This is a genomic window from Allorhizocola rhizosphaerae, from assembly GCF_003426775.1.
Classification (GTDB): domain Bacteria; phylum Actinomycetota; class Actinomycetes; order Mycobacteriales; family Micromonosporaceae; genus Allorhizocola; species Allorhizocola rhizosphaerae.
Window position 1 is genome coordinate 32754 of sequence record NZ_QJUG01000001.1, and the last position, 25273, is coordinate 58026.

Annotated in this window: 15 protein-coding genes; 6 read left to right on the forward strand and 9 right to left on the reverse strand. The window is 66.5% G+C overall.

The genetic code is table 11. The features are described from left to right. The first annotated feature begins 100 nt into the window (after positions 1-100). The 3 genes from DM816_RS00160 to DM816_RS42040 all read left to right on the forward strand — a co-directional run bounded on the left by DM816_RS00160 (position 101) and on the right by DM816_RS42040 (position 2694). Positions 101-814, forward strand: coding sequence for a DUF4386 family protein (locus DM816_RS00160; protein ID WP_117207954.1), 714 nt, complete (start codon positions 101-103; stop codon positions 812-814). A 55-nt stretch (positions 815-869) separates the two neighbouring features. Beyond that, positions 870-1880 carry an NAD(P)-dependent alcohol dehydrogenase gene (locus DM816_RS00165; RefSeq protein ID WP_117207955.1) on the forward strand — a complete coding sequence of 337 codons (1011 nt, stop codon included), beginning with the start codon at positions 870-872 and terminating at the stop codon, positions 1878-1880. Positions 1881-2241: 361 nt separating this feature from the next. Continuing rightward, entirely contained in the window at positions 2242-2694 is a 453-nt protein-coding gene (locus DM816_RS42040) for a sigma-70 family RNA polymerase sigma factor (protein ID WP_162906951.1), read from the forward strand. 40 nt (positions 2695-2734) lie between these two features. Here the strand turns inward: DM816_RS42040 and DM816_RS00170 are convergent, their stop codons facing one another. Next, positions 2735-3478 carry a DUF5994 family protein gene (locus tag DM816_RS00170; RefSeq protein ID WP_162906952.1) on the reverse strand — a complete coding sequence of 248 codons (744 nt, stop codon included), beginning with the start codon at positions 3476-3478 and terminating at the stop codon, positions 2735-2737. Positions 3479-3943: 465 nt separating this feature from the next. On the opposite strand from DM816_RS00170, the gene DM816_RS00175 reads away from it, so the two are divergent. Beyond that, on the forward strand, positions 3944-4921 hold the full coding sequence (locus tag DM816_RS00175; protein WP_246001358.1) for a phosphotransferase family protein: 978 nt from the start codon (positions 3944-3946) through the stop codon (positions 4919-4921). 229 nt (positions 4922-5150) lie between these two features. On the opposite strand, the gene DM816_RS00180 is transcribed toward DM816_RS00175, so the two are convergent. The 4 genes from DM816_RS00180 to DM816_RS00195 form a co-directional block, all read right to left on the reverse strand. Further along, complete coding sequence (locus tag DM816_RS00180; protein WP_246001359.1) at positions 5151-7535, reverse strand: non-reducing end alpha-L-arabinofuranosidase family hydrolase; 2385 nt, start codon at positions 7533-7535, stop codon at positions 5151-5153. Positions 7536-7897: 362 nt separating this feature from the next. Next, the gene (locus DM816_RS00185; protein ID WP_117207959.1) at positions 7898-8413 is read right to left on the reverse strand and encodes a hypothetical protein; all 516 of its coding nucleotides are present in this window, start codon (positions 8411-8413) and stop codon (positions 7898-7900) included. A gap of 23 nt (positions 8414-8436) precedes the next feature. Beyond that, positions 8437-14205, reverse strand: coding sequence for a ThuA domain-containing protein (locus tag DM816_RS00190; RefSeq protein WP_117207960.1), 5769 nt, complete (start codon positions 14203-14205; stop codon positions 8437-8439). A gap of 182 nt (positions 14206-14387) precedes the next feature. Further along, on the reverse strand, positions 14388-16055 hold the full coding sequence (locus tag DM816_RS00195; RefSeq protein ID WP_162906953.1) for a cellulose binding domain-containing protein: 1668 nt from the start codon (positions 16053-16055) through the stop codon (positions 14388-14390). 368 nt (positions 16056-16423) lie between these two features. On the opposite strand from DM816_RS00195, the gene DM816_RS00200 reads away from it, so the two are divergent. Both DM816_RS00200 and DM816_RS00205 read left to right on the forward strand, forming a co-directional pair. Continuing rightward, positions 16424-17482, forward strand: coding sequence for a LacI family DNA-binding transcriptional regulator (locus tag DM816_RS00200; protein WP_246001360.1), 1059 nt, complete (start codon positions 16424-16426; stop codon positions 17480-17482). A gap of 330 nt (positions 17483-17812) precedes the next feature. Continuing rightward, positions 17813-19879 carry a glycoside hydrolase family 6 protein gene (locus DM816_RS00205; RefSeq protein ID WP_246001361.1) on the forward strand — a complete coding sequence of 689 codons (2067 nt, stop codon included), beginning with the start codon at positions 17813-17815 and terminating at the stop codon, positions 19877-19879. 107 nt (positions 19880-19986) lie between these two features. Here the strand turns inward: DM816_RS00205 and DM816_RS00210 are convergent, their stop codons facing one another. From DM816_RS00210 to DM816_RS00225, 4 genes are all read right to left on the reverse strand, one after another. Continuing rightward, positions 19987-22044 (reverse strand): family 43 glycosylhydrolase, encoded by a 2058-nt coding sequence (locus DM816_RS00210; RefSeq protein ID WP_117207964.1) that lies wholly within the window; start codon positions 22042-22044, stop codon positions 19987-19989. After that, the gene (locus DM816_RS00215; protein WP_117207965.1) at positions 22041-22913 is read right to left on the reverse strand and encodes a carbohydrate ABC transporter permease; all 873 of its coding nucleotides are present in this window, start codon (positions 22911-22913) and stop codon (positions 22041-22043) included. Before DM816_RS00215 ends, DM816_RS00210 begins: the two co-directional genes overlap by 4 nt. Further along, a complete protein-coding gene (locus DM816_RS00220) occupies positions 22910-23863 on the reverse strand; it encodes a carbohydrate ABC transporter permease (protein ID WP_117208002.1) in 954 nt (317 codons plus the stop codon). The genes DM816_RS00215 and DM816_RS00220 overlap by 4 nt, the downstream gene beginning before the upstream one ends. Positions 23864-23936: 73 nt before the next feature. After that, complete coding sequence (locus DM816_RS00225) at positions 23937-25205, reverse strand: ABC transporter substrate-binding protein (protein ID WP_211588482.1); 1269 nt, start codon at positions 25203-25205, stop codon at positions 23937-23939. Positions 25206-25273: the final 68 nt, after the last annotated feature.

The window sequence follows — 25273 nt, forward strand, 5'->3', positions numbered from 1 at the left end:
CCGCGGCCCCACGATCCATGATCCATGCCGGTGTCCGGCGCACGCTTTCAGGGCCGGTATCAACCGCTAGCTCAGCACGCCGTCTCGTTGGAGAGGGTTCATGAATCGCAAACTGACGGCCGCCTTACTCATAGGCGCAGCCGTGCTGACCAACGTGGCATCCACCATGCTCAGCAGCATCTTTCACTATCCGGACGTGTCAAAGCAGTCCACCGACAGCGTCTTGGCGGCCTTCCGCGCCTCGCAAGGCCCAATCAGCTTGTGGTTTACCGTGATGGCGTTCGCGGCGGCACTGTTCGTGCCAATCGCGATCGGCGTGGGGAAGCTGTCTGCCCGCCCGGTGATGCGCATCGCCGTCGTCGTGGGCATCGCCGCCGCCGTGGTTCAGGTGATAGGCCTGATGCGCTGGCCGCTGCTGGTACCACGCCATGCCGCGGATGCGGCCGGCACAGAACCCGGCATCGTCGCCACCGCACACGACTCGTTTGACACAGCAAACCTCTTGCTCGGCACCATCATCGGCGAAACCTGCGGGCACCTCCTCACCGCCGCATGGACTGTGCTCGTCCTCGCCGCGCTGACGCGCGCCGGTGCCGGAAGGTGGTTCACCGCACTCGGGATGGCATCGGCCGTCCTCATCACCGCCGGGGTGCTGTCTCCATTGGACCTTCCCGCCGTCGGCACGGCCAATTTCATCGGCTACGCCCTGTGGGGCCTGTGGCTGATCGCCTTCGCGGTCCTGCTGCTGCGCCAGCCCCGCACCACCAACACCACGATCCGGCCACACCGCGCCAGACACGCGCTGCGCGCCTAACCGGCAAGCTGGTGCTTCGCGCCAACGTCTTCGCCGCCGAATTGAAAGGCACACCATGACATCGACCACAACACCCACGAGCCAGGCGATCGTGCAAGACACCTACGGCGACGACGTCTTCCGCCTCACACAGATAGCCATACCCGAAATCGCCACCAACGAGGTCTTGATCCGCGTGCACGCGGCAGGGCTGGACCGGGGCACCTGGCACATGATGGCTGGCCTGCCCTATCTGCTGCGGGTGATCGGTTTCGGGCTACGCAGACCGAAAAATCGGGTGCCCGGCTTCGACGTCGCCGGCACCGTTGCCGCCGTCGGCGCGTCGGTCACCACATTCGCCATCGGTGACGAGGTTTTCGGCGTCGCCAAAGGCTCCTTCGCCGAATACACCGCCGCACTGGAGAGCAAGCTGGCCCGCAAACCATCCATCCTGTCGTTCGCCCAAGCGGCCGTCGTGCCTGTCTCAGGCCTCACCGCACTGCAGGCGTTGCGCGACGCCGGAAACGTCAAGTCCGGGCAGCACGTGCTTGTCATAGGCGCGTCCGGTGGTGTCGGCAGCTATGCCGTACAGCTGGCCAAGGCCTTCGGCGCGCAGGTCACCGGCGTATGCAGCACATCGAAGCTCGATCTGGTGCGGTCGCTGGGCGCCGACCATGTCATCGACTACACCGGCGAAGACTTCGCCGCGGGCAGCACACGCTACGACCTGATCCTCGACGCCGGTGGCAATCCCAGCCTGTCACGGCTGCGCCGTGCCCTGACTCCCACCGGCACCGCCGTCATCATCGGAGGTGAGAAGGGCGGCAGATTCACCGGCGGTTTTGGCCGATCGCTGCGCGCCGCCGCCATGACGCCTCTGCTGAAAGGCCAGCGGCTGGTGATGTTCACCAGCAAGGAGAACGCCGATGACCTGCAGTCGCTTACCGAGCTCATCCAGGCAGGCAAGGTGACACCGAGCATCGACGCCACCTACCCCCTGGGCAAAGTCCGGCAAGCCATGCGAAACCTCCAAGCCGGTAACGTGCGCGGCAAAGTCGCCATCACGGTCATCGCCGATTCCGTGTAGTGCTGTGACCACGAACCTTCGCCTGGACGCCTGGCTGACCCGTTGATCAGCGTGGCGGACAAGGTGAAGGTTCGTGATCCTTCTGCGGTGTGCGATGCTCGGGCTGTAACCAACCGGCTGAGCGAAAGGTGCGAAGCCGTGTTGGTGGCCCCGACGGCGGCGTGGTTGCCGAAAGGTCAACCGCCTGCCGCCCCCGGTCGCCTGACCGGCCGCTGATGCTGATCAGTCTCGACGAGCGCCAAAAACAGATCGCGCCAGAGACCACTGCAAGCTAAGGTGACAGCCAGTGAGGTTACGCTCACTATCCACCCAGGACCCCGGTGGCCGAGTGACACACCACCGCGCCGGAAGGGTAGACATCATGACAGCCACGTTGGATCGCACACCGTCGTCAATGGAGCGCCAGTCCGAAAAGGTGCCGATGTCGCAACTTCTGCGCCGGGTCGGCGCTGCGGACCGGACAGCGTTTGCGGTGCTATATGACGCCGCATCCGGTCAAGTGCGCGGGCAGGCGCAGGCGGCGCTGTCTGCCGGTGAAGCCGTGGACGCGGTGGTAGCGGCCACTTTTCTGCAGATATGGTGGCTCGCCCCGCTCTACAACCCCGACGAATCCGATGCGCCGGCTTGGATATCCGCAATAGCGGCAGCTCGGATAGCAGACCGTCGACGCCACACCGTACCCGCGCCGTCAGCTGACGACGCGGATGCGCAGCGAAGGCCCCCATGGTCGGATTTGTCCGGCGCCCACGACGAGACCGTTGCCGTGGTGCTTGCAGGGCTGTTGGGACGGCATAGATGGCAGAAAGCGTTTTGACAAGTACGCTTCAAGACCCCTCGGCAGCGAGTCGATGGCGTCAGCGGTGAATTGCAGCAGACGGCATCGTGGCCAGGTCGATGTGAAGCAACCGCAGCAGAGAGCCGTGCGCGTGCGTGTCGATTACTCCGGGAAGTTCGCGGTCCACCCAGTCGGCTCTGTCGAACAGCCCTCGCGACCGCAAGACCGCGATGACTTCCGCCTTATCGATGTGCATCATTTTACTTCCAATCCTATTATCTGGTACGGCGATGGGCCGCCCCCTGGAACCGGTGTAACCGCCTTCGGATTCCCATGCCTGCTCGGCGGCGCCACGTAACGGGCGTGAGGTCCCCGTCGCGACGGCCGCCGCGATCTGTTGGGCGGGAACGAGGTTCCCTGTCGCGGCAGCCATGACCATCGCCGCATCAGCGGTTTCGCCGTCGGTGTGGGGTGGCACGACGAGCAGGTCGACGCGATCCCCGTTGGCGCATAACGCGGTGAGCAGACTGATCGGTTGGCTGTGGAAGTAGCCCAGCCGCAGCACCCGATCCGCTACGCCGAGGCGGCGTGGGCGGCTGTCCCAGCCCTCCGCGGCCAGGATCAGACGGGTGACCGGTCCTCGTAGTTCGTCGATGGCGAGCACCAGACCGGGCAATTCGGCGACCGGGTCGGTTGAGCGAGGCCACCAGCCGCCGTCCAGGTGGGTACGGCGCAATCCGGCGGGTGGTAGCCGCAGCCGCGGGGTTGAAGGCGGCGTTGGAGAGATGACAGTTATCCGGCTATTGGCGATGGCATGTTTCATGGCAGTCCTTCCCATCCCGCAGCCGCTGTCCCGCCGAAGACGGATGAGGCCTGGGGTTTGGTGCATGGTGTCTGATGAAGGTGGAGGCTGTCTGCAGACCGGGTTACCAGTGCCGGCGTGCCAAGCGAGGCAGTTGGATGATCCGCGCGGCGCCGACCGCCGTGGTCACCATCGCGGCGCCTATCGCGCGGTCGCAACGCCAAGGCCAGCGGCAGATTCGGGGAACAAAGCAATCGTACACCCGTTCGGCGCAACCGATGGCCATCTGGCCCGGCGACTTGCCGAAGGCCGCGCATCCTGGCTATTCAGCAGAGCCGGTGAGGCGAGGATCGCCAGTTCCTCGGCATCGGACATGTCCTGTTTCGCGCCACCGGTCGGCGGGCCGCATGCCCTTCGCCACATGGTCAAACTAATTCGGATCAACAGTGGATCTACACCCCTGCCCTGCGGCCTAGGCTGCCTGGCGTGCAGAGTTTGACAAAGCGGCGGCTGGCCCCGGACGAGCTCGGCGAGATGCTGAACGCGACGATGGGCATCGGGTGCCGTGTCGAATCCGAATTGAGCGACGGCTGGTTCAACACCGCGTACCGGGTCCGCCTCAGCGACGGGCGCACCGCGATCGTCAAGCTCGCTCCACCGCGGGAGGTACCCGTCCTGCGCTACGAACGGGGCATCATAGCCACCGAGGCGCTTGTGTATCGGCTGGCGTCGACCATCCCGGGGGTCCCACTGCCCGAGCTGCTGTACGCCGATGACGAGTTCCTCGTTCTGTCAGCCCTCGATGGCACGCCGTGGGACAAGGCGCGCGAACTCCTGCCCGCCGACGCCCAGCCACTGCTGCTGCGCGAACTCGGCCAGATCACCGCTCGCTTCCATACCTTGGTATCGCCGAGCGGTCTGTTCGGGTACCCGGCTGCCGAGTCCGGCCTTACCGCCGGCACGTGGCGTGAGGCGTTCACCGGGATGGTGACGGCGATCCTCGCCGACGCGCAGCATTGGCAGGTTCCGCTTGGCATGGCATCCAACGAGGTACTGGCGCTGGTCGACGCGCACGCCGACGTGCTGGACGACGTGCGCGTGCCCACACTGGTCCACTTTGACCTCTGGCCGGGCAACATTTTCGTCACCGCCGATGGTGAGAAGCCTCGCGTCACGGGGTTGATCGATCACGAGCGCGCGTTCTGGGGCGATCCCGCCGCCGAACTTGTGTCCCTTGAGTTCTGCGGCCCGATCGACGCGGACAGCGAACTCGTCGCCGGGTATCGGGACGCGGGCGGGCAACTTGACTTCGACGAGTCGCTTACCCGCCGACTCGCGCTGTACCGTCTGTATCTCGGCCTGATCCTGGTTACTGAATGCGGACCGCGTGGGTACGGGCCTGAGCACGTCAGCTTCTGCCACAACCTCGTCGCCCCCTGGGTCACCGCGTTGCGCAACCTGTGACCAAGCGCCGCGCTTCGACCGCGTCGCCTACCAGTGCCCCGTCCCCCATGCCTCCTCGACCGAAGGAGGGCTCTCTGCGTGACAGCGGCGGGCTCGGCTTGGTGCCGAGCCCGCCAGTCCAGCTGACGCTGTTCCTGATCGCGAGCCGTGACAACGCCCAACCGGTTCGGCATACGCCGTTGCCTGCGAACGTCAGAACGCTTGAGCCGGACCTGTGTCACTCCACTAATTAGCGCTGCAGTGTCAGAAGACCCGGCCGGTACGGCAGGAGACCGTAGTCGCCGCCGGAGTTGGGGTCACGTCCCTGGTAGAGCAGCTGCAGATTGCAGGGATCAATGGTCATGGTTTGGTCGGCGTTGGTGCGAATCAGCTCGCCGTGGCTGATGTCGTTGGTCCAGGTGGCGCCGCTGTTGACCCTGCCGGCGAAGGGGTTGCTCTCGCTGGTGGCCTGCGGTGTCCACGTACCGCCCAGGCTGGTGGCCGTGAACGAGCGGAAGTAGCGGTGACCCTGCGCACCGATCGCCTCGACGATCATGAGGTACCGGTTCTGGCCCTGGAGCTTGTAGACCTGAACCGCTTCGAACAGGTTGTTCCTCGAGTCGGTCATGATCGTCGTGTAGTTCGAGCCGAAACTGCCCGGGAAGTTCCCGATGGGCATGCTGGCCCGGTAGATGTTGCCGTTGTCCCCGGCGAAGAACAGGTACATGTTCTGGTCGTCGCCGATGATCGCCTGGTCGATCGGTCCCGTATCGGAGCCGGAAATGCTTCCGGTGAACAGCGCCTGCGGCGCCGACCATCCGTTCGGGTTGGTGGGGTCGCTCGACGTCCGGTAGATGAAGGGCCACTGCCCCCACTGATAGGCGAGCACCCAGATGTTCCTCGGTGCGAAGTAGAACAGCGAAGGCGCAACGGTACCGGAGGACATCGTGTTCTGACTGGCCGAGCCCATCTCGGACCAGTTGGAGAAGAGGCTGAAGTTCATCGAGCCCCACGACGTGCCGAAGTCGTGCGTCGTCGCATAAACGAGATGCCTGCCGTTGTAGGGCGCGTGGGTGAAGTCCTTGAGCGACACCCATCCCGACTTCGGCTGCGCCAGTGGGCCCGTCGACGTCCAGCGGTACGTCGATGGGAGAGCACACGGCTGCGGGGACGCGGTCACAGACGGCGACGGGGATGGCGAACCACCGCCCACCCTGACCAGCTGCCACTGCTGGTTGGACCCGCTCCAGTCCGTGTACTGCTGGATGAAGGCACCGTCCGCAGTGGACTGTCCGGTCACGTCCAAGACCTTGTTGCTGTTGCGGTTGACCAGCTTCACATAGCCGCTGTCCGTGTTGGCCATCCGGAACTGCTGGTTGTTGCCGCCGTGGTCGGCCCATTGGACGATTTGCGCGCCATCGGCGGTGGAAGCCCCGCTCACGTCCAAGACCTTGCCGGAGTGGCGTGCCCTCAGCCGGTAGTAGCCACCGCCGGAGTCGACGAATTGGAACTGCTGGTTTTGCCCGTTGTGCCGGGCGTACTGCTGGATCCGCGCCCCGTCGGCGGTGCTGCTCCCGGAAACATCCATCGCCTTGCCGCTATTGCGATTGACCAACACATACCACGCGGTCGGATCGACCGGCCCGGTCGGCGTCGGGGATGGCGTCTGGGTTCCCGTTGCCGATGGGCTGGGGGTTGCGCTGTTCAACGCTGCCAGAGTCGTGTCGTACGCCGGCTTCTTGTTGCCGCTGCACTCGAACAGCAGTGGGGTGCCACCGGAGCGCCACGAGTCGCAGTCACGCACACCCCAGACCGTGATGCCGTTGCAGCGCGGCACGGCGAGGCAGTCGTTGACAACATTGCGGTAGGTGTTGGCCTGCGTGGTGCCCGAGCCTTCGATGTCCAGCTCAGTGATCTGCACATCGACACCGAGCGCGGCGAAGCTCGACAGGGTGGTGCGATAGTTGCTGGGATACGGCGAGTTGGCGTTGAAGTGAGATTGGAACCCGACGCAATCGATGGGCACGCCGCGGTTCTTGAAGTCTTGCACCATCCGGTAGACAGCCTGGGTCTTCGCGTGGCTCCAGTTGTCGGTGTTGTAGTCGTTGTAGCACAGCTTGGCGTTGGGGTCGGCCGCGTCCGCCGCGCGGAAGGCGGCTTCGATCCAGTCGTTGCCGGTGCGCTGCAGGTTGGAGTTGCGGCGGGCGCCGCTACTGCCGTCTTCGAACGCCTCGTTCACCACGTCCCAGGCCACGACCTTGCCCCGGTAGTAGGTGGCCACCCTGGTGACGTGGTTCAGCATGGCCTGGCGCAGGGCCGAGCCCTCCATCGGCTGCATCCACTGGGGCTGCTGCGAGTGCCAAGCCAGGGTGTGACCGCGGACCTGCCAACCCCGGCTGAGGGCGTGGTTGACGATCCGGTCGGCGTTGCCGAAGGTGAAGTTGTTCTGCTGTGGCTCCGTGGCGTCCATCTTCATCTCGTTCTCGGCGGTGACCGAGTTGAATTCACGGTTGAGGATGGTCATATAGGTGTTGTCGCCAAGCTTGCCGGCGGGCACTGCGGCGCCGAAGTAACGGCCTGACTGGGCCGCCGCCGCACCCAGCGTGGACGCCGCGGCATCCGCGGTCGCGGTCATCACCGCCATCGCCGCGGTAACCGCGGTAACCGCGGCTATCGCTGCGGCCGGCAGTCTGAACGCCAGACGATGCCGGGCGGGTCTCGTCGTGCGATACATAACTCTCCTTCATCGAGCGGGAAAAGTTGCAGGTGCAGGTTCGGCCAAGCACTGAGGCGCTGTTATCGCTAACATCCCTGGTCGGCCTGCGGGAGCGGTATGCAGGGCTTTCCAGATTTGGCGAGTAACGGGCTGGCAAGCGACAAACTGCCCCACACTCTCAGACTGTGAGCGATAACATCGGGGTCAGTCAAGAACTTCCGAAAGGTTTCCGGAAGCCAAATTGACACCTGTCGACCGAGGGAAATCAAGGCAGGGCAGCATTATCGGCGGGCTCGGCGCAGACGGTAGTACCAAGTGGTCGCGCTGCCGTTGATGAGGAGCACCGCCGCGGTGGCGACGAGGGCGAGCGTGCCGCCCGCCAACCAGAGCCACCACCACGCACCGCTCGCGGCGGGTTGCCTGGCATCCACCGCGGGCGCCGGAGGCGATTGCGGCGCACGGGCTCGCACCGCCGCAGTCGCCTCCGCCAGATGTGGCGGCGGCGCCCTGACGGTCACGTCCCAGTGGCCTGGTGTGAGTACCTGGCCACTGCTGTAGAAGCCGCGCCCCTCTGGCGAGGCGGCCAACTGGATCGGTCCCGCGGTGCGGCCGGATTCGCCCTTGGCGGTGAGCACCAGCCGCAGCGGCTCCTCGACCGGGTGGCCGTCGCGTTCGTCAAGGGCTCGGACGGTCACCCCGCCGGCCCCGTCGCCCGCCACGTCCAGCTTGACCGGGCCGCCATGGCCCAGCGCGGCCTTGCCCGGCAGCACGACGAGCATCGTGGCTGCCAGGCACACCGCTAGCCGGGTAGGCGGACCGTTCAATGTGCACCGTCCAATTTGGATGGAAGGCTGACCCGGGTCGGGTCGCCGGTGATCCAACCCGCGTCGTGCAGCGGCCGCCCACCGTTGGCTTTGATGCCTGCCTGGGTGGGCGTGCCACCGAGTCGTGCGATCATGGCGTCGGCGTCCCTGATCAGGACCGCCCGCACCTCAGCGTTGGGCACCAGCGCGGTATCGGCCGCGAGCGCCCGGAATGCCTGTAGTTCCCTGATCGCTCGGGCGTCGTTGCCGGCCGCCTCGGCCTTGCGCGCCGCACTGAGCTTGGCGCCCAACTGCTTGTGCGCGTTGGCCGACAGCCAGCCCGTCGCCTTGAACCGGTCGAGCAGCGCCTGCATGTCGCGGAACGAGGTGTTGACGAAGAAACGCACGTTGGTCGTGGTCACGTTGCCCGCCCGGTCGGTCGCGGTGACGACCAGCTCGTGCAGGCCGAGGTCGAGCTCGAACATGGCCTGCAGTGTGCCGCTGCGATAGTCGACCCCATCGAGTTTGCCGATGGTGCCGGCGATGCCCGACAACGGGTCCACGGCTTGGAACGTCACGCGCACATCCTGGCTGTCGCCGTAGAGCTGCCCGTCGGCCAGTCCGGAGACCATGACGGTCGGCCGGGCTCCGTCGATTTTCACGATCGCGGACTTGAGCGTCTCCACGTTGCCGGCCGCGTCCGTCGCCTTGTACAGCAACTCGTGCTCGCCGTCGCCGGCCACGTTGACCGTTGTGGTGTAAGGCGTCCAAGGGCCACCGTCCAAAGACCAGTCCACGGAGGTCACCCCGGAACCGGCGTCGGTGGCGGCCAGCGTCACCGGCACGGCACCGTTGTGCCAGCCCGCGTGGTTGGGCGGGGCGAACGTGGCGGTGGTGACCGGTGCGGTCGTGTCGATCCTGACTTCCACGGACTTGGTCGCCTCGATGTTGCCCGCGTTGTCGGTTGAGCGGAACCGCACCGAATGGGCGCCGTCGCCCGATACCACCATCGGGTCGGTGTAAGGCGTCCACGTGGTCGCGTTGTCCAGTTGGTACTGCGTGCCGGCAACTCCACTGCCGCCGGTCTCGTCAGTCGCGGTCAACGTGACCGCCGCCGGGCCGGTGTACCAGCCACCGCTGACCGGGCCGCTCACCGCCGCCGTGGTCGCCGGTGCGGTGGTGTCACCGGGCTGCTGTGCCGGGGTGAGGCGGAAGTAGTCGAACGAGACCGGCTTGGATGCGGTCTGCGGGCCGCCCAGGCTGAACAGCCCGACCTTCGGCGCACCCGAGACGGCCGCGTTGGTCAGCGGTTCGAACGCCGTCCACGCGGTGCCGTCCAATGAGTACGACGCCGTGTAGAGGTTGCCCGCCTTGGCTATCCGCAGATGCCAGACCGCTTCGGTGAGGTTGGCCACCTCCGGTTGCGGGTTCTGCACCGCGCCACCGATTTCGCTACGGAACTCGATAAAGCGCGACACCGCCTGTCCGGCAGCGTTCTTCGTGATGTAGTCGAGCTTCAGATAGTTGTCGTCATCGAGGTACACCAGCAAACCGGCCTGCTGGTACTGCTCGTTCATCTGCGAACCGTCCACTTTGGTCTGGATGGTCCAGTCGCCGTCGGGCGCGTTCTGCAGGATGAAGTTGGCCGGCCCGGTGTTGCCCGTGCCGTAGATGTCACCGTTGGGGATGTCTATCTCCAACGCGGTGCCGGTCATCCGATACCCGGCCGCGTCCTCGCGAACGACGGCGTCCCAGCGGCACCGGTCGAGCGCGACGCCGTTGAACTCGTCCGACGGGACCGGTTGTGGCAACTCGTCGGGCGTGAGCTGGAACCAGTCGAACGCCGCGTTGACCACGGGCGCGGTGGTGCCACCGTTGAGGGCGAAGACACCGATCTTCGGGTTGGTGATGCCCGCGAGGTCGGCCGACCGCCCGACCGGGGTGAAGGTCTGCCCGTCGGCCGAGTACGCCGCGGTCAGCGTCGTCCCGTCGCTGATGAGCCGCAGATAGATCACTTCGCCTGAGGGTGCGGTGGTGCTGTCGCCGGCCTCGTTGCGCGGCACGCCGGCGGTCTCCCGGAGGAACTCCACCTTCCGCTCACTTGAGTAGACCACGTCGACCTTGGCGTAGTTGTCGTCATCGCCGTACAGCATGATTCCGGCCTGCTGGTAGTTGGCGGTGGCCGCCAACGACACCTTTGTTGTTGCCTGCCAAGCGACACCGGGAGTCGGCTGCAACACGATGTTGGTCGCGTCATTGCGTGAGCCGTACAGGTCGCCTGCCGCGGTGGGCAGCAGCAGGCTCCCATTCGCGACGGAGTACTGCTGGTTCTCCCGGATGATGGTGCCCCACCGGGCACGGTCCAAAGTGGAGCCGTCGAAGTTGTCGGAGCGCCCGCCGAAGCACGCGTTGTTGGGCGCCTGCACCCGCACCGTCACGGTCGCATATGAGAACGCGCCACGGGAATCCGTCACGGTCAGGGTGGCCGTGAAGACGCCCGGAACCGTGTACGTGTGCGAGGCGTTCAGTGTCGTCGCCGTACCCCCATCACCGAAATCCCAGGCATAGGTCAGCGGAAGGTCGCCTTCGGCATCTGTGGCCGTGCCTGTGAACGCCACGGTCAACGGAGCCTCGCCACTGCCGGGACTGGCCGATGCCGACACCACCGGCGGCGCGTTGTGGGTCACGCCCCGGCCGAGGAAATCGACCCAGTTCACATTGAACAGTCCACCTCCGCCGGTCGCACCGGCCGGGTCGCGCGCCACCAAATAGAGCGGGCCGGTCGTCGTGCTTGGCGCGCCCAGGCCGATCGTGACGTCGGTGTAGACCTGCCAGCCGCCGGTCGCGGGAATGGTGGCCGTGCCCAGCAGCGTGCCGTCGGCCGAGCCGCCGCGCACCTCGAGCCGCCCGCCCTGGGCGGCCGACGCGACCCGGAAGCGAAGGCTATCGATGTTGGTCAGGTTGGTCGGGTTGAACGACCACCAGTCGCCGTCCTCGATGGAGCCGATGTTCTGGAAGCCGCCCGCGGTGTCGCCGGTCGTCTCACGCACCACGCCGGGATCGCCCCCGCTGACCCCGTCCGGCACCCGGCCCGTGGACGAAAAGTACTCGGCCTGCTTGCGCTTGGGCTGCAACTTCTCGATCGCGCGGCCGGTCAACGGGTTGGAGCCGCCCGTGCCGCCGTTGTCGGTGTAGGTCGCCTCGAACACCGCGAAGACGTTGGCGTCGGCACCGTGCCCCGAGGCGAGCGAGGTCTGCACCACGCCGGTGCAACCGGTCGCCGACCGCAACGGGTGGGAGTGTTCGTCATGGCCCAGGTAGTACTGCAATGTCACGCGGCCGCAGTCGATCTGGCCGTCCTCGGGGTCGGTCACCTCGACCGTGTACCGCACCTGGTCGCCCCAGTCGAAGAAACCTCCGTCTGGCGGGAACTCGATCGTGACGGTGGGAGCCGTATTGCCCACGGTCACAGGCACATTGGCGATGCCCGTGCGGCCCGAGGTGTCCGTCACCGTCAACTGGGCGGTGTAGTTGCCCGCGGCGGCATAGGTGTGCGTGGGATTCGGCTCGGTCGAGGTCTGCCCGTCGCCGAACGCCCACGCGAACGTGATCTGCTGGCCGTCCGGGTCACGGGAACCCGCGCTGGAGAAGCGCACCGTCAACGGCGTCGGGCCGGACGTCGGGTCGCCGCCGGCCACCGCGATCGGTGCCCGGTCACCGGCGATGTAGTCGATCCGGTACACGCCGGAATCGTCGTTGTTGCCGCCGAAACCGCTACCCCACTCGATCAGATAGAGGGCGCCGTCCGGCCCGAACTCAAAGTCCATCGGGCGGATGAACGTCATGCCCGCCAATATCTGGTTGATGTCCACAAGCGAGCGCGCGTCCGCGCCGAGCTGGAACGCGTACATCCTGTTCTGGTTCCACTCGCCGAACATCGCCTTGCCGTCGAAGTAGGCCGGCCACTTGCGGTCGGACGGGTTCGCCGCGTCGAACCGATACACCGGCCCGCCCATCGGCGCGCCGCCACCACCGATCTCGGGGAACAGCGGGTTGCCACCGAAGTCGTAGTCGACCGTCGCCGAGATCGCCGGGGGCAGGTTGGTCAGGCCCGTGTTGTTGGGCGAGTTGTTGACCGGCGCGGCGCAGTTGAACTTCGCCCCGCTCGGCCCCGACGGGAACTGGTAGTCGTTGTAGGCGTAGTTCGCCCCGTGGCAGTAGGGCCAGCCGTAGTTGCCGGGCGTGACCACGTTCCATTCCACGGTGCCTTCCGGGCCCCGGTTCGGGTCGGCCGCGCGTGCGTCCGGGCCGTAGTCTGCGACATAGAGCGTGTCGGTCCGCGGGTCGATCCCGATTCGGAACGGGTTACGCCATCCCATGGCGAAGATTTCAGATTTGGTACCGGGTGTGCCCACCGGGAACAGGTTGCCCGCCGGGATCGTGTAGCCGCCGTTCGGCTCGGGATGGATCCGCAAGATCTTGCCGCGCAGGTCGTTGGTGTTGCCCGCGGTGCGCTGCGCGTCATAGTCCTGCCGGCCCGGCCGCTCGTCGATCGGCGTGAAGTTGTTGGACTCGAACGGGTTCGTGTTGTCGCCCGTTGCCAGGTAAAGGTTTCCGGCGCTGTCGAACACCATCGACCCGCCCGCGTGGCAACACGTGTTGCGCTGCGTCGGCACAGCCAGCACCACCACGCGCGACGCCGGGTCGATCGTGTCGCCCGTGACCGTGAAGCGCGCCACCATGTTGCGGGTTATCCCGTCATTGGGGGCGTAGTACAGGTACACCCAATGATTGGTATGAAAGTTGGGATCGAGCCGGATGCCGATCAGCCCGTCCTCGTTGCCCGCGAACACATCGAGATCGATCGCGGTGACCGTCAAACCCGTGTCGGGCTTGACGATCTGCACCCGCCCGTCGCGCTCGATGTAGAACACGCGGCCGTCCGACGCGATGTCGAGCTCCATCGGGTTGCTGGTGTTGCTGTCGAGCGTGATCTTCTCGAAGCTACTGCTGAGCGAGGCGGCGCAGTCGGCGTCGGCCACACCCGCGGTCGTCTCGATGCCTCCCAGCAGGTGCGCGCGAAATTGCGGCTCCGCATACGACTCGACGGTGTGCCCACCACCGGTGTACCACGCACGGCCACCGTCATAGTCGTGGCACCACGCGGTCGGGTGGTCGGCGCCCATCGCCCCCGTGCCGGGCGTGTAGCTGGACTCGTTCAGGCTGGCCAACACGTGCACATCGGCGCGCGGGTTGGTGCGGAAGTTGTACCACTCGTCAAACCGCGACCAGGTCGCCGGGAGGTCCACTGTGGACGGATGGGCCGGGTCTTCCACCTTTATCGTCGCCTGCTGGTTCTGCGGGTGCGACGCGAAGTACGCGCCGACCAGATCGCCATACCACGGCCAGTCATACTCGGTGTCCGACGCGGCATGGATGCCGACATAACCTCCCCCGGCCTTGATGTATCGCTCGAACGCCGCCTGTTGCGTCGCGTCGAGCACATCGCCGGTGGTCGACAGCCACACCACGGTCGCGAACCGGGCCAGGTTGGCGTCGTTGAACGCGCCGGCGTCCTCGGTCGCGACGACCGTGAATCCGTTGTCAGCGCCCAACTGCTGAATCGCTGCGATGCCCGCGGGGATGGAGTCGTGCCGGAAGCCCGCCGTTTTGGAGAAGACGAGCACGGAATACTGCTGCGCCACAGGTTGGGCGGTCGCGGCAACGGAACTGCCGGGACTGACAAGGACACTGGCGAGCAGGGCCAAGGCGGCGAAAAGACGCATGCAGAACACGCGAACCCCTCCGTCTTTCGTGGACAACGAAGACGTAGGCCGGCTCGCCGAAGTCCAGCCCGATTTCGCCCACACGTTACGCGGGATCCCGCCGCCAATCAACCTATGCCTATCCGCACCGGGACGGGGGCGGCGGGGACCACGCGTGTGGTGTGGTCCCCGCTCTGGTGCTGTCATGGGCTCGTGCAGGTGGCCGGTCCGGGCAGGGCGGTGTTGCCGTTGGGGCGGCTGGCTTGCAAGCCCCATTCGGCAACGGCTCCGGGAGCCAGAGTGCTGTTGTGGCTGACTCCGCGGGCGGTGACCGTTTGCCCGTTGGTGGTGACGTTCGCGTTCCACCACCCGGTGACGGTGTGCCCGGCGGGAAGGGTGAACGTGACGGTCCAGCCGGGGATGGTGGAGGTGCCGGTGTTGGTGACGCGGGCCGGTTGGATGACGTAGCCGTTGCCCCACTGGTTCTGCACGGTCAGCGTCGCCGAGCAGCCGCCCCCGCCCCCGCCGCCGGTCGTGGTGATGGTGACCGTGTTGGACACCGGTGAGGTGTTGCCGGCGGCGTCGCGCGCGCGGACCTGGTATCGATAGGTGGTGTTCGCGGCCAGGCCGGTGTTGGTGTGTGATGTGCCGGTGACGGTGGCCACCTGGGTGAACGTGCCGCCGCTTGCGCCGGGTGCGCGCAGGATGTCGTAGCCGGACACACCGACGTTGTCGCTCGACGGGCTCCAGGTCAGGTTGGTGCTCGACGACGTGGTCCCGGACGCGGACAGGTTGCCCGGCGCCGACGGCGGCTGCGTGTCACGACCGGCGTATTGCGGAGCCACCTGGGCCAGTTCTCTTCCGGTTCCCCGCATGTAGGCCTGGTTGACCCATGACCTGAAGGCGGTTTGGACGGCAGGCGAGGAGGTACCGGACCAGCGCTCCTCCTTGTCCTGATCGAAATAGACGACGTTTTTCAGATCGGGGTAACGGCCCGACTGCAGGACGCCGGCCATCTCGTTGATCCATTGGGCCTTGTTGCCGCCGTCCTCGGTGGAGGCGTATTCGCCGAGCATGACCGGACGCCTCGGCGCGATACTGCGTGCCTTGTTGTACGCGTTGCTGATCATGTTGTCGAAGCTGACCCAGTGGTTGCCGGCCGGGTCCCACGACGGAGCCAGACCCCAGTTGTACCCATCGATTCCCACCCAGTCGACATAGGCGTCACCGGGGTAGGACTGCGCGGGGTCGTTATAGGGGGCGTCGGGGCTGGAGCCGTTGTTGAAGCACCACACCCATTGCACGTTGGTGGCACCGGCGGCGACGACCAGGTCGTGCACGCGCCGGTAGGCGCTGACGTAAAGCGCGGGGTTGTTGCTGTTGTTGGCGATGCCCCAGGGGTACCAGTTGCCGTTGAACTCGTGTCCCCATCGCACCATGATCGGAGCGCCGACCGCGGCGAACTCCGCGCCACGGGCCCGGATGTAGCTGTCCCACGTGCCGTTGATGATGTCTTGAAGGTGGATCTGGTTGGGGTCGCTCACGCCCAGCGCCGTGTTCCACGGTTCCCAGGTGTAGTGCGCCATGATGCCCTGGTTCCACAGGGACCTGGCCGCGGCCACGTTGAAGGCGTTGCCGCTGGCCCAACTGTCGAACCACATGACGCTTGCCGGGGTGACCCCGTACCGGCTGACAGTCCCGGAGGGAATCTCGGTGGGGCTGGCCTCGCGGAAAATGCCGAGGTATTTCGTTGACGCGTCCGCGGCGGCAGCACCCGAGACGGGAATGGCCAGCGCCGCGCACAGCAGCGCACCGGCGGCGGCGAAGATGGTCGCAGTTCGGAGGCGCCCGAACGTGATGCGGCCTTTCATGTGTCCTCCATGGCTTTGACACGACGATCGGTCGTTCGCGGAGAAGCGACCAGGGTTGATCGGGCTGTGCCGCTCACGACGTCGGTCGCTACGCAGACAGCTCGTTACGTGGATCGCTTCCGGGTGGTAGGCATGGCTGCGCGCCGCCGCAGCGCATGGGGCGAGACGGGCCGCTAGCCGCTCCCTCGCCAGCATCTTCGAAGGTTCAGCGTGTTTCTGCTGCCCAAAGCACTGAACCCGACGAATGTTTCGCCCGATGTTGCGAACTATAAAGCCGACGCGCCACAGTGTCAAGATCAACCTGGCTGGTCCACAGGCGCACTGTCACGGGACTGGGTCGTCGGCGCACCTCCACTTAAACTGCACCGGTGACCACTACCAGCCCCTCGGCTCGCCAGCGGCGCCCGCGTGGGCCCATGACGGTGGCCCGAATCGCGGACCTGGCCGGCGTTTCGGCGCCCACCGTCTCCAAGGTCATCAACGGGCACGCCGGCGTGGCACCTGATACCCGCCGCCGGATCGAGGAGCTGATCCGCGAACACCAATATCAGCGGGCCGAGCACAAACCCGCCGCCGGCAACATTGAGATCGTCTTCCAGGCGCTGGACGACCTGTGGGCGCTGGACAGCCTGTGGGCACTGGAAATCGTCCGCGGCGTGCAAAAGGTTGCCCGCGAGCATGAACTGGCCGTCGCGATCACCGACATGCAACGCTCGCCGACCCCTGGCCGAGGCTGGTCGGAACAGGTGGCCTCCCGCCACCCGACCGGCGTGATCACGGTGTCCGGACAGCTCACCCGCCGGCAGCAGACCCGTCTGACAGCCGCCGCCATCCCGGTTGTCGCGCTTGACCCCAGCGGCGAACCAGACCATGCCGTACCGTCCGTGGGCGCAACGAACTGGAACGGCGGGCTGGCCGCCACCCGCCACCTCCTCGGGCTGGGTCACCGCCGGATCGCGATGATCAACGGTCCGGCCGAGTACCTGTGCTGCCGAGCCCGCCTCGACGGCTACCGTGCGGCCATGGACGCCGCCGGGCTCGCCGCCGACGCGGACCTGCTGCGGATGGGGCCGCTCAAGGTCGAGGGCGGCCGCGACGCGGCGATGGAACTGCTCAGCCTGACCGACCCGCCCACCGCCGTCTTCACCGCCAACGATCTGCAAGCCGTAGGCGTCTACGAGGCGGCACGCCACAGGGGTCTGCACATCCCGCGCGATCTCAGCGTGGTCGGGTTCGACGACCTGGCCTTCGTCCAGTGGTCCGCCCCGCCCATGACCACCGTCCGCCAGCCCTTGGCCGAGATGGGCGCGGCCGCCGCGACCATGCTCCTCGATCTCGCCGCCGGCAGGCAACCCGCATACGACCGCCTGGAACTCCCGACCACCCTCGTCGTACGAGAAAGCACCGCTCCACCACGGAAGCGGTGACCACACCCCGGCCGACCCGTCCAGACCATCAAGCCGCCGCGTTACTACATGGCTGTTGTGCGTGACGATCTGCTATGCCACGATGTTGCCTGCAGGGGCACGTGGGCACGCTCCCACACGAGCTTCTCGCCGAGGGCAACTCGATGGTCTTGTCGAGACGGCGGTAGCACCTGGCGCCTATTGGCGCATGTCACCATTCGGCGCGGGCCATTGCGCCCACCTGCGCAGACGCCGATCGCACCAGCGACACTGCGCCGTGACCGGTCATGGTCACGTCGCAGCTCTTGGCCATGCCAAGAGCCGGGCAGACAGCTGTATTCAGGAGAACTCATGAATTTTGCGATCAGGCGAACCGGACGACACCGGGTGATGGCACTGACCAGTGCCAGCGCCCTCGTTATCGCCGGACTCGTCACCCTTCCGGCGACGCTCGCACATGCCGCACCCAGCTGCGACATCACGTACGCCACCAACGACTGGACCGAGGGCCCCGGCTCCGGTGGCTTCACCGCCAACATCGTGGTCAAGAACACCGGCGACCCGCTGACCCGCTGGACATTAGGATTCGCGTTCCCAGCCGGGCAGACGCTGATCCCGCCGGGATGGTCTGCCACCTGGGCGGCCTCGGGTGCCAACGTCACCGCCAACAGCCTGTCCTGGAACGGCGCCTTGGGTACCGGCGCCTCGACCACCGTCGGCTTCAACGGCCGGTGGACCGGCAGCAACCCCAAACCCACCACGTTCACCCTCAACGGCGTGGTCTGCAGCACCGGTGGTGTCACGCCCAGCCCCAGCACCAGCCCCAGCCCGAGTGCCAGTGTCAGCCCGAGCACCGGGCCTCGATCGATCATCATCACGCCGGCCGCGACCACGGTCACTGAAGGCAGCAACGCGACGGTGACCGTGAAACTGAGCTCGGCACCCGCCGCCAATGTGACGGTGGCCTTGGCGCGCACCGGCGACGGTGACATCGGCGCTCCGGCATCGGTCACCCTGACCCCGGCCAACGCCGTCGCGGGTGTGCCGGTGTCGATCACTGCCGCCGAGGATGCCGACCAGACAGGCGGCACCGCAACGATCACCGCCTCTGCATCCGGCTACACCAGCGCGTCGCTCGCCGTCACCGAAATCGACAACGACGGCAGCCAGGGCGGCAAGGCAGACAACCCATACGCGGGCGCCCGTGGATACGTGAACCCGCAGTGGAAAGCCAACGCCGAGTCGGTCGCCGGGGGCAACCGGGTGTCCAACATCTCCACCGCGGTGTGGCTGGACCGCATCGCGGCCATCAACGGCACGGCCACCAGCATGGGCCTGGCCGCCCACCTGGACGCCGCGCTGGCCCAATACAACGCCGGAACCGGACCGCTGGTCGTGCAGTTCGTCATCTACAACCTGCCCGGCCGCGACTGCTCCGCGCTGGCCTCCAACGGCGAACTCGGCATCGACGAACTGCCGCGCTACAAGGCCGAATACATCGACCCCATCGCGGCCATCATGGCGCAGCCCAAATACGCTCCGCTGCGCATCGTCACCATCATCGAGATCGACTCGATCCCGAACCTGGTGACGAACCTCAACATCGCCAAGTGCGCCGCCGTCAACTCCAATGGCGCCTATGTTCGCGGCGTTGGCTACGCGCTCAACAAGCTCGGCGCGATACCCAATGTGTACAACTACATTGACGCGGCACACCACGCCTGGATCGGCTGGGACTCCAACTTCGGCCCCACCGCGGTCAAGCTCAAGGAGGCGGCGGTCGCCGAGGGAAGCACCGTCGACAAGGTTCACGGCTTCATCGTCAACACGTCCAACTACGGCGCGCTGGTCGAGCCGCACTTCACCGTCAACACCACCGTGAACGGCCAATCGGTGCGCCAATCGACATGGGTCGACTGGAACTGGTACGTCGACGAACAGTCCTTCGCGCAGGCGTTCCGGGGCCGCCTCGTACAGGAAAACTTCAACCGCGACATCGGCATGCTGATCGACACCTCCCGTAACGGGTGGGGCGGCTCAGCCCGCCCGACGGCGCCGTCCACCTCCAACGTGGTCAACACATTCGTCAACCAGTCGCGCATCGACCGGCGCATCCACTCCGGCAACTGGTGCAACCAGTCCGGCGCGGGTATGGGCGAACGGCCGCGGGCCAACCCGGCCACCGGAATCGACGCCTACGTATGGGTCAAACCGCCGGGCGAGTCCGACGGCTCAAGCCGCGAAATCCCCAACAATGAAGGTAAGGGTTTTGACCGCATGTGCGACCCGACCTACACCGGCAACCCGCTCAACGGCAACAACATGAGCGGCGCCCTGCCCGATGCCCCGCTTTCCGGGCATTGGTTCGCGGCGCAGTTCGCTCAGCTGATGCAAAACGCCTATCCCCCGCTGTCCTGACGGGTAGTCCTGTCTAGACAGACAACGGCAGGGGTGCCACCGCAACGTCGGGTGGCACCCCTGTTGTTCTGCACCAGAACGTCCGCCGGCGGCCTGGCTGGGCTCGGCTACGCCGTGCCCGCCGGAGTGACGCGGACGATCGCGCGGACGCGGCGCAGGTGTGGCGCCACCTCCTCGTCGGGGCGCTGATCGAGCACCAGGTGCCCGTCGGCGGCCCAGTGGACCCGTCGCAGCGCCGTGCACCGCCCACGCGTGGTGATCGTGGGATGGGCGTGGAAGGCAACGAGTTCGAGGCCGTCCTCATCGTGGCTGAACGTGTTGTGACCGGGCCCCCAATGGCTGAAGTTGCTGCCGGTGCCGAGCACCGGCGCACCCGCCTTGGTCCAGGCACCCGGGTCGAGCAGGTCGGCACCGCTGCGCGCCTCGATCGCACCGACCGCGTATGTCGGCCCTACCGCGGATCCGGAGTAGGTGACCACGAGACGATCGCCGTGCCGCAGCGCGAACGGCCCCTCGGCGACCTCGTGGTCCCAACCATATTCGGCGGTGACGATGCGTACCGGATCGCTGGTAAGCCGCCACGGGTCGGCGGGGTCGATGGTCGCGATCCAGAGCTCGGCGTCGCCGATGCGGTCGGTGATGTATCGCTGGGACCACATGACGTAGCTTCGCCCGCCGTCCTCGAGATAGGTCATGTCGAGGCTGAGCCCTGGGTGCTCAGGGTCACGCTGCAGGGGCGAACCATCCGCTTGGAGTACCGGGCGGGGCTGCTCCCAATCCGCGGCGACCACCGGGTCACCGCCGTCCCTTAGCCGCATCACGTGACAGCGCACGCGTTTCCAGTCCGTGGCGCCGATGCAGGGGGCGAAGAAGCAGTGCAGGCGCCCGCCGATCACGTGCAGCTCGGGAGCCCAGAAGCAACCGGCGATATCCGCGGTGCCGACCTCGACGATGGCGTGGTCCGGCGCGGTGGCGAGCCCGGCGATGCTGTCCGCGACGCGGATCATCAGTCTGCTCGTGGCCACGCAGTTGCCATCGGGGTCATCCGTGGCGATGAAGTAGTACCGGCCCTGATAGGACAGCACGGTGGGATCGGCCCGGTCGACGACGAACGGGAACGGATAGACCCGTTGCCGTACCGTGCCGGTCACCACGTATTCGCCCGGCCGGTCCCAGCCGACTCCGGCGAGGCTGTCCGGGTCCCAGTCGACGGGGCGTTGCGCGGTGGAGCCGTCGTCGTAGACAAGCCGCGCCCACGGCAGTTCGCCGGCGCTCTCCCCCGCCGCGGCCTCAATCGGTGGAACCTCGACGGCGACGTTGCAGATGCGCCCGAACCGGCGCCGCAGCCGCACGGCATCCTCGTCTCCGAGCGGCAGGGCACAGGTCACGACGCGACCGGGTCCACCGTCCGGTATGGACGGTGCCGGCACCACGGGTGCCGCCTCGACGGCAGGCGCCCACGGCCCACGCAACGCGGCGGCGTGCGTGGACCACGCCCGGCCCTCGTCATCCGTCCACCACAGCACGATTTCCTTGCGCGCCTGGTCGTACACCGCACGCGGACCCCGCACGCCGCCCCCGTCTGCCACCCGCACAAGCCCGATCTCCTCGTATCCAATGAGGTCCGGCGACTGGAAAAGCAGCACATTGGAGCCGGCCGACGGGTCCGGCGAACCGTCAGGCAGGCCAGGCGAGGCGACGATCGCGTACCCACCGGGGATCGCGAACGCCCACGGATCGGTGAGGGTGCGCACGCGATGGATGTCGACGTGCTCGGTGGGAACCGCACGGGGGAACAGGACCCCACGGTCGTCGTTGAGCCGGGTGATCGCGCCGTCCGGCGTTGCCAGCGCCAGGTGCAGACTGAATGCGATGGACGATGCGTACACCGCCGAATCGGAGTCCGGCTGCCGCGTGCCGGCCAACAGCACCGGCGCGCCCGCGGGCAGTACCGTGACGTCGAACGCGTCCGCCACCTCCGGCGCGGCCAGCACCGCGACGCGTGCGACGACCGCGGTCGCCACACGGCTGGTAATCACGCCGGCGGTGACATCGACGTCTGGATGATCGGTGCTGAGCTGGACGCCGGCCGGCATGGCGGTGCCCGAGCAGACGACCGGCGGCAGCACAACGCGGCTCACCGGCCCGGAACTGAAGCTTGTCAACCCTTGAACGCACCTTCCATGATGCCCTGCACCAGGCGCCGCCCGACGAAGACGAACAACACCAGCAGCGGCAGTGTGGCCAGAAACGAGCCGGACATGGCCAGGCCCAAGTCGATGTCCCGGTTATTCTGCAACGCCTTGATGGCAATTTGGACGGTGTACCGCTCCGGGGACTTCAGCACGATGAAAGGCCACAGGAAGTCGTTCCACGCGCTGACGAACCCGAACAGCCCAAGGACGAAGGCCGCCGGGCGGACCAGCGGGAAGGCGATGCGCCAGAAGATCTGTCCGGTCGTCGCGCCGTCAACGCGGGCGGCGTGCATCAGCTCGTCGTCGATGGCGCTGCCGATGTGCTGGCGCATCCAGAAGATGCCGAAGGCACTCACCAGCCCGGGGACGATCACCGCCTGAAGGGTGTCCACCCAGCCGAGGTTCGACATGATGAGGTATTGCGGGATGACGGCCAGCTGGGCAGGCACCGTCATGGTCAGCACGACGATGAGGAACAGCGTGTTGCGGCCCGGGAAGGACAGCTTGGCGAAGGCGAACCCGGCCAGCGCGCACAGCACCGCCTGGCCCACGCCGATCGTGGTGGCGACGACGAGGCTGTTGATGAGCGCCTGCACGAACGGCACGGTGTCGAAGACCAGCCGCGCCAGGTACAGGAAGTTCTCGCCGGGCACGATGTGGGGTGGAAGGCTCGTGGCGGTGGCTGAATCCGTCGTGGCAACCACGAACATCCAGTAGAGCGGAAACACGCTGACGAACACCATGACGCTGAGCAGCGCGTACACCACAAAGGAAACCCGGTTGAGGGTGCGCCGCCGGCGGTGCGGTGCGGGCGTGGCGGTGGTGGATTGGGGGTTCATGGACGCTCCGAGCGGATGCGGGTGACCAGCAGGTAGTTGATCGCGGCGACGATCACGACCATGACGAAGAGCGCGACGCCGACGGCCGCTCCGTAGCCGAAGTGGAACCGGCCGAACCCCTGCTCGTAGAGGAAGAGGGTAAGGGTCTGGCACTGCCGGGCCGCCCCGCACGTGAGCCCGCCCACCGGGTTGGCCAGCAGCGGCTCGGTGAAGATCTGCAGCCCGCCGATCGTCGACGTCACCACGGTGAACACGATGATCGGCCGCAGTGAGGGGATGGAGATGTGGCGGAACTGCTTCCAGCCGCTCGCGCCGTCCGCTGCGGCCGCCTCGTAGAGCTCGCGGGGAACCGCCTGGAGCGAGGCGAGATAAAGCAGGACGTTGTATCCGGTCCACCGCCAGGCGACCATCACGGCGATCATGAAGTGGCTGCCCCACACCGACGCCGTGAAGTCGAAATGCTGGAAGCCCAGCAACCCGAGGATCCAGTTGAGTATGCCGTAGTCGCGGTCGAAGAGTTGGGCGAACACAATGGTCGTCGCCGCCACCGACGTGATGTAGGGAACGAGCACCGACATCCGGAACAATGTGGCCGCCCGCAGCCGCACGTGGTTGAGCACATGCGCCACGACGAGCGCGAGCATCAGTTGCGGAACCGTCGAGAGCACCCAGATGCTGAACGTGTTGCGCATCGCGCCCCAGAACCGCGGATCCCGGGCGAGCTCGGTGAAGTTTTCCAGCCCCACGTAGTGACGCTCGCCGATCGGGTCCCAGTCGAACAGGGCGATGTAGAACGTGAACAGCAGCGGGAAGAGGCCGAAGATGAAGAACAGCAGGAAGAACGGCGCCACATAGGCATAGGGCAGCAGTCGCTCGCGCATGCCCTGTTGGATGTGGCGGTACCGGGTGGGCCGGGCAGTCGTCTTGGCGGCCGGGGCCGGGCTGAGCATGATGGTCACAGCGGGTCACCTTCCCGAAGTGCGGCGGCCGGGCCCGCCCAGCCGCCGCCCATCAGTCGTCCGTTCAACCGCGGAGGGCGTTCTTGACGTTGGTCATCGCGGTGTTCCACGCGTCGCCCGGGGCGACCTGGCCCTGCTCGACACTGACGAGGGTGTTGAGCATTTCCGAGCCGACGGTGGCGTCCTCCGGTCCGATGTAGAACGGCTTGATGCCCAACACGGACTGGGTGTAGATCTTGCCGATCGGTGCGTTGGAGAAGAACGGGTCGGTCTTGCCGATGAGCTGCGGGTCGGAATAGACCGACGGCGTCGTGGGCAATGACCCCTGCCTCAGGAACTGCGCCAGCTGGCCGGCCGGAGACTGCATCTCGGCGATGTAGTTCCAGGCCGCCTTCGGGTTCTTCGCGCGCTTGGGGATGGCGAGGTAGCTACCGCCCCAGTTTCCCGCGCCACCGGGGATGGTGGCGACATCCCACTTGCCGGACGTGTCGGGAGCGTTGGTGCGGATCGCGTTGAGCATCCACGACGGCGCCGACACGACCGCGAAGTCACCCTTGCTCATGCCCGCGGTCCATCCGGTCGACCAAGATGTGATCTTGGATGTGATGCCTGCCGAATGGATCTTCAGCGACAGGTCGAAAGCGGCCTTGACCTGTGGGTTCTTCTCGTACGTCAGCTTGCGATCCGCATCGTAGTAACGCTCGGTGCCCTGGTTGACCGCCTGGAAGAAGACACTCGTCGACGCATTGTCCAGGAACGGCTTGCCGGTCGCCTGGACGTACTTCTTGCCCGCCTCCAAAAAGCCGTCCCAGGTCGGCCACAGCTTGGACACCTCGTCCCGATCCGTGGGCAGACCGGCAGCCTTGAACAGGTCCGTACGGTACGCGATCGCCAGGCCGCCGACATCCGTCGGTATCCCGATGACCTTGCCGTCCTTGGTCGTCGACTGCTTTATCACCCAGTCGAGATAGTCCCCCTTCATCTTGTCGGCGCCCAGCGTGCTGAGGTCGACGAAGTTGTCCGGGGACTGCATGAACTTCGGCAGGTCGTCACCCTGGATCAGCACGAGGTCGGGCACCTTGCCGCCGGCGAGGGCGGTGGTGAGCGCCTGTGCCGTCTCGGTCGTGCTGCCAACCTCGGTGAGCTTGACCTGAATGTCAGGGTGCGCCTTGGTGTAGTTATCGACGGCGGCCTTCTGGTTGATGCCGGTGAACGACCAGAACTCGAAGGTCTTCGAATCGGCGGCGGATTCGCCGCCTGATCCTGGCGTACAGCCGACCACCAGGAGCACGGCTGTGGCCAAGATGGCTGCGGTGGTGATTACGCGCTTCACGCGGCCCTCCATACGGTGATCATGAGCTGTGGCGGTCGGGGCGACCGCGGTGAAATCACGGGTGAACC

What these genes read in the sequence shown, in the direction of transcription:
- DM816_RS42040 (WP_162906951.1), top strand. Translation starts at nt 2,242, where the DNA reads ATGACAGCCACGTTGGATCGCACACCGTCGTCAATGGAGCGCCAGTCC.
- DM816_RS00190 (WP_117207960.1), bottom strand. Translation starts at nt 14,205, where the DNA reads ATGCGTCTTTTCGCCGCCTTGGCCCTGCTCGCCAGTGTCCTTGTCAGT.
- DM816_RS00195 (WP_162906953.1), bottom strand. Translation starts at nt 16,055, where the DNA reads ATGAAAGGCCGCATCACGTTCGGGCGCCTCCGAACTGCGACCATCTTC.
- DM816_RS00170 (WP_162906952.1), bottom strand. Translation starts at nt 3,478, where the DNA reads ATGAAACATGCCATCGCCAATAGCCGGATAACTGTCATCTCTCCAACG.
- DM816_RS00165 (WP_117207955.1), top strand. Translation starts at nt 870, where the DNA reads ATGACATCGACCACAACACCCACGAGCCAGGCGATCGTGCAAGACACC.
- DM816_RS00160 (WP_117207954.1), top strand. Translation starts at nt 101, where the DNA reads ATGAATCGCAAACTGACGGCCGCCTTACTCATAGGCGCAGCCGTGCTG.
- DM816_RS00220 (WP_117208002.1), bottom strand. Translation starts at nt 23,863, where the DNA reads ATGCTCAGCCCGGCCCCGGCCGCCAAGACGACTGCCCGGCCCACCCGG.
- DM816_RS00180 (WP_246001359.1), bottom strand. Translation starts at nt 7,535, where the DNA reads ATGACCGCGACCGCGGATGCCGCGGCGTCCACGCTGGGTGCGGCGGCG.
- DM816_RS00215 (WP_117207965.1), bottom strand. Translation starts at nt 22,913, where the DNA reads ATGAACCCCCAATCCACCACCGCCACGCCCGCACCGCACCGCCGGCGG.
- DM816_RS00205 (WP_246001361.1), top strand. Translation starts at nt 17,813, where the DNA reads ATGAATTTTGCGATCAGGCGAACCGGACGACACCGGGTGATGGCACTG.